Raw genomic sequence first — 4,534 nt, 5'->3', positions numbered from 1 at the left:
TCGCGCGCGCAGATCGCGCCCAGGCGCAGGCTTTCCGTGGGCGAGCGGCCACGAACATGGCCGAAGAGGAAACCGGCGGCAAAGAGGTCTCCGGCCCCGGTGGTATCGACCACGCGCTCGATAGGCTCGGCCGGCACTTCCACACGATGGCCGTCGGTCACCGCGACCGCGCCATGCGCCCCGCGCGTGACGACCAGCACCGGCACCTTGTCCTGCAAGGAGGCCAGGGCGGCGTCAAAGTCCGCGATGCCGGTCAGCGCCGCCAGTTCCACCTCGTTGGCGAAGAGGATGTCGATCTGCCCCTGCGCGATCAGATCGCGGAAATCGTCGCCATGCCGATCGATCACGAAGGCGTCGGACATCGTGAAGGCGACCTTGCGGCCCGCATCCCGGGCCGTCGAAATCGCCTTGCGCATCGCCGCGCGCGGCTCTTCCGGATCCCACAGATATCCCTCCAGATAGAGCACGGCGGAAGCGGCGATCGTTTCCAGGTCCAACGCGTCGGCCGGCAGGAACTGCGAGGCACCCAGAAAGGTGTTCATCGTGCGCTGCGCATCGGGCGTGACGAAGATCAGGCAGCGCCCGGTCGGCGGCTGTCCCGGGCGAGCGGGCGTGTTGAAAGCGATGTCGGCGGCGCGGATGTCATGCGCGAAGACTTCACCAAGCGGATCGTCCGCCACTTGGCCGATAAAGGCACAGCGCGCGCCTAGCGAAGCCATGCCCGCCAGGGTGTTCGCCGCCGAACCACCGGAGATCTGCGCGGTTGGTCCCATGTGCGCATAAAGCTCTTCCGCTCGCGCAGTGTCCACCAGCGTCATGCCGCCGCGCACCAGGCCCAGGTCCTGCAGCACCTCGTCCCGGCTGTGCGCCAGCACGTCGACCAGGGCGTTGCCGATCGCGAGGACATCGTATCGCACTTCGGACGGGGTATCACTCATACGGGGGGATTATCCTTTGCGCCGCCCGCCTTGATCGCGGCACGGCTTCATGTCGCGAGTAGCCTGCGGTTGGGCGTGGAGCAATGGTTCGCGGCAGGACATGGCGTTGACAGTATGGCCGCGCCGGGCAATGCGAGGGCCAACCATGCTGCCCGCCAGACCGTTTCGCACCCTTCCCCCCTTCCGCACACTGGCCGGCTTGTGCCTGCTGGCGCCGCTGCTGGCCGCCTGCGCCTCGACAGCGACCACCGGCAGCACGCGCCCCGGCAACGGCCAGCCCGTACGAACGCCTGTTCGCGCCGCGCCACGCGATCCCACGTTCCAGACGATCCCCGGCCTAGAAGGCGTGATCGGCGCCACCGAGGCGCAATTGACGCGCCAGTTCGGCCAGCCCCGCCTGAACGTGTGGGAAGGTGATGCGCGAAAGCTGCAATTTACCGGCAGGGCCTGCGTCCTGGACGTGTTCCTTTATCCCACCGCGCAATCGAAAGAGCCGCTCGCCTCCTATGTCGATGCGCGGCGCTCGTCCGACAGCCAAGATGTGGACCGCGCCGCTTGCGTGGCGGCGCTCAAAGGGCGTTAGGCGAAAGGCTCTGCCCTTCGCCCCGGCGCGGACTTACTTGGCGAAAGCAGCCGACGCCACGGCAAGCTTGTCGGGAACGGCCTCGGTAGCGACCGCCTGTTGCTCGGGCTCTCCATTCCAACGAAAATTCATCCGCTCGCCAAGATAGCTGCGCACCGACGTGCCGGCCGGGATATCGCCGCTCGTCCCGTGGATGAGGAAACCCAGCACCGATACGACCATGATCGTACCGACCGAAACCGCCGTTCCGGAACGACCTTCATCATAGGCGCGGCCGGAAAGTTGAACCGGACCGCTGGGCGTCTGCACCTCGATCACGCGCACGGCGACTTTGCCCTTTCGGCCGAAGTGTCCGTTGCGCTGAAGTTCGGATACCTCGCCGATGGCCGGTGACCCTTCCGGGATGATCGTCTGACCGCGAAACATGATCGGCTCTGCGACCTGCATGTAGATGCGATCGCCCACATGCGCCTCGCGCGTGTTGATCTGGTTCAGCGTCCGCAACATCAGCGGCGTGCCCATCGGAATGTAATATTTGAGGCCCGGGCCGTTCGAACCTGCCTGGCTGGATGGCCAGACGAATGTAGACTGTGCCTGCGCACCTGCGGCCATCATTGACATCATCGCCGCCGCAAGAACAAATCGCTTCATGAAACACTTCCCCTGTTGCCCAGGGGAAAAGTACTTCGCTGGCCTTAATCAATCCTCGCAAAAACAGGCTTTACGATCGATTAAAGGCCATCTTACCGGTCACTAAGATGCCGAGAAGCGTTTCACACCGTAAAGCTTTCCCCGCACCCGCAGGCACCCTTGGCATTGGGATTATCGAAAACGAAGCCGGCGGTGAAATCATCTTCTTTCCAGTCCATCGTGCTGCCCACGAGGTACAGCACCGAGGCGCCGTCGATGAAGAACAGGCCGCCGGGTGTCTCGATCCGCTCATCGAAGGCGTTCGCCTCGCTCACATAGTCGACCGAGTAGGCCAACCCCGAGCAACCCCGGCGCGGGGTGGAAAGCTTGACGCCGATGGCATCTTCGGGAGCCTTGCTCATCAAGTCGGCGATGCGGGCCTCGGCGCTCGGCGTCAGGATGACGGCAGCGGGGCGGGCGCGGACTTTGGTGTCGCCAATGGTTTCAATTGTCATGTCAGCCTCTTTTGCCAGAACAGCGCGTGTCCAGCCTCAGGATCGAGCGTGTAATCGTTATAGCCCAGCGACTTGTAGAGCCGCTTGGCAGGCTGGTTGCCGCTCAGCACTTCCAGCGTAATCTTGCAGGCCCCGCGCGATCGCGCCTCGGCCTCGATCCGCGAGAACAACGCGCGGGCGATCCCCCGGCCACGGTGCGCGGAAAGCACGCTGACGTCGTGAATGTTCACCACGGGCGCGGCGGCGAAGGTTGAAAAGCCGGTGAAGCAGATCGCCAGGCCAACGGGCCGATCCCCAATCCGCGCCAGGAAAGCGAATGCGCCCGGAACACCTGCCAGCGCCATCGGCAGCCGTGCGCGCACGTCGTCCGCCAGAGGCTCGCCACCACCCATCGGATCGCGCGCATAACAATCCAGCAGATGCACCAGCGCATCAGCGTCCGCGGGGTTGCGGAAGCCGACCGGGTCGATGACGAAGTCGACCGCGCGCTGGAGGGCGATGACCTCCGTCACAGCATGCCCAATTCCAGCTTGGCCTCGTCGCTCATCTTGGCCATGTCCCAAGGCGGATCCCAGACGAGATTCACCTCGCAATCGCGCACGCCCGGCACCGCGGCCACGCGCATCTCGATCTCTCCCGGCATCGATTCGGCCACAGGGCAATGCGGCGTCGTCAGGGTCATGGTGATGGCGACGCTATGCTCGGGCGAGACATCGACGCCGTAGATCAGGCCTAGCTCGTAGATGTTCACCGGGATTTCGGGATCGTAGATTTCCTTCAGCGCGGAAATCACGCCTTCGTAGATCATGCCGCCAGGACCGGTCGGGTCCTCTCCTTCAGGTTCCTGCGCCAGAAAGCCTTCCAGGTAATCGCGCTTGCGAGCAAACTTCTGCGTCGGCGTCTCGTACACCTGGGGCGCATCGTCTGCCGGGGCATCGTCCACGCGCGCGCGGGGAGGCGCAGGAGCGGCGTCAACTTCCTCAACCGCGAACTTGCGGGTTTCGTCACGAGTATCGTCAGTCATCAGGCAAAAATCCTTCGCGTACGCTCGATCCCTTTCAGGAGCGCCTCGATATCGCTTTCGTCGTTGTAGAGGCCGAAGCTCGCCCGCGCCGTTGCCGACACGCTCAGATGCTCCATCAGCGGCTGGGCACAGTGATGTCCGGCGCGGATCGCCACGCCTTCCTCATCCAAGATAGTGCCGAGGTCGTGCGGATGCACCCCGTCCAGCGCGAAACTGGTAATTCCCAGGGCATCGGCCGGACCGAAAACCGTCACGTCGTTCCGCTGGCCAAGGACCTCGCGCAGGGTGTTGGCAAGCGCGCGCTCATGGCTTTGCGCCACGTCCAGCCCGATCGCTTCCAGCCAGTCGATCGCGGCGGCAAGGCCGATCGCCTCGATGATCATCGGCGTGCCCGCCTCAAACCGCTGAGGCGCGCTGGCGAATGTCGTCTTTTCGAAAGTGACGGTATCGATCATCGCGCCGCCGCCGTGCCAAGGCGGCATGGCATCGAGGATCTCCGCCCGCGCCCACAGCGCACCGATCCCTGTCGGGCCATAGAGCTTGTGCGCGGAAAAGACGTAGAAATCGCAATCGAGCGCCTTTACGTCGAGCTTGATGCGCGGGGCCGCCTGGCAGCCATCCACCAGCAGCTTCGCGCCCACGCCATGCGCGAGAGCGGCGGCGCGCTTCACGTCCAGCACCGAGCCCAGCACGTTGGATACATGCGCCAGCGCGACGAGCTTGTGCGCGGAAGTCAGCATCGCTTCTGCCGCATCAAGATCTATCCGGCCATCCTGGGTGAGCGGGCACACGTCGATCGCCACGCCGGTGCGTTCGCGTAGAAGCTGCCAGGGCACGATGTTGG

At 64.5% G+C, this 4,534-nt stretch carries 7 protein-coding genes; 1 reads left to right on the top strand and 6 read right to left on the bottom strand.

Annotated elements, in window-relative coordinates; all coding sequences use genetic code 11:
• Positions 1 to 938, bottom strand: a 938-nt coding sequence (locus tag ACHWRX_RS09370) for an adenosine kinase (RefSeq protein WP_394658988.1), incomplete at its 3' end; no start/stop codon positions are given.
• A 145-nt stretch (positions 939 to 1,083) separates the two neighbouring features.
• Here ACHWRX_RS09370 and ACHWRX_RS09365 point away from each other — a divergent pair.
• The gene (locus tag ACHWRX_RS09365) at positions 1,084 to 1,521 is read left to right on the top strand and encodes a hypothetical protein (protein WP_394658987.1); all 438 of its coding nucleotides are present in this window, start codon (positions 1,084 to 1,086) and stop codon (positions 1,519 to 1,521) included.
• Positions 1,522 to 1,554: 33 nt separating this feature from the next.
• On the opposite strand, the gene ACHWRX_RS09360 is transcribed toward ACHWRX_RS09365, so the two are convergent.
• The 5 genes from ACHWRX_RS09360 to ACHWRX_RS09340 all read right to left on the bottom strand — a co-directional run.
• Complete coding sequence (locus ACHWRX_RS09360) at positions 1,555 to 2,172, bottom strand: hypothetical protein (protein ID WP_394658986.1); 618 nt, start codon at positions 2,170 to 2,172, stop codon at positions 1,555 to 1,557.
• A 122-nt stretch (positions 2,173 to 2,294) separates the two neighbouring features.
• Positions 2,295 to 2,666, bottom strand: coding sequence for a HesB/IscA family protein (locus ACHWRX_RS09355; protein WP_394658985.1), 372 nt, complete (start codon positions 2,664 to 2,666; stop codon positions 2,295 to 2,297).
• Positions 2,663 to 3,178, bottom strand: a complete 516-nt coding sequence (locus ACHWRX_RS09350; RefSeq protein ID WP_394658984.1) for a GNAT family N-acetyltransferase — start codon at positions 3,176 to 3,178, stop codon at positions 2,663 to 2,665. The genes ACHWRX_RS09355 and ACHWRX_RS09350 overlap by 4 nt, the downstream gene beginning before the upstream one ends.
• A complete protein-coding gene (locus tag ACHWRX_RS09345) occupies positions 3,175 to 3,690 on the bottom strand; it encodes an SUF system Fe-S cluster assembly protein (RefSeq protein WP_058735696.1) in 516 nt (171 codons plus the stop codon). The genes ACHWRX_RS09350 and ACHWRX_RS09345 overlap by 4 nt, the downstream gene beginning before the upstream one ends.
• Positions 3,690 to 4,534 (bottom strand): cysteine desulfurase (locus ACHWRX_RS09340; RefSeq protein ID WP_394658983.1); only part of this gene is annotated, 845 nt, incomplete at its 5' end. The genes ACHWRX_RS09345 and ACHWRX_RS09340, both read right to left, overlap by 1 nt.

The organism is uncultured Novosphingobium sp., from assembly GCF_964277725.1.
GTDB classification, from domain to species: domain Bacteria; phylum Pseudomonadota; class Alphaproteobacteria; order Sphingomonadales; family Sphingomonadaceae; genus Novosphingobium; species Novosphingobium fluoreni.
Note: the sequence above shows the minus strand (reverse complement) of the source record. Positions and strands in the feature narration are given on the sequence as shown.

Bases quoted from the DNA above. Each gene is read 5' to 3' on its own strand.
- ACHWRX_RS09365 (WP_394658987.1), top strand. From the start codon at position 1,084: ATGCTGCCCGCCAGACCGTTTCGCACCCTTCCCCCCTTCCGCACACTG.
- ACHWRX_RS09360 (WP_394658986.1), bottom strand. From the start codon at position 2,172: ATGAAGCGATTTGTTCTTGCGGCGGCGATGATGTCAATGATGGCCGCA.
- ACHWRX_RS09355 (WP_394658985.1), bottom strand. From the start codon at position 2,666: ATGACAATTGAAACCATTGGCGACACCAAAGTCCGCGCCCGCCCCGCT.
- ACHWRX_RS09345 (WP_058735696.1), bottom strand. From the start codon at position 3,690: ATGACTGACGATACTCGTGACGAAACCCGCAAGTTCGCGGTTGAGGAA.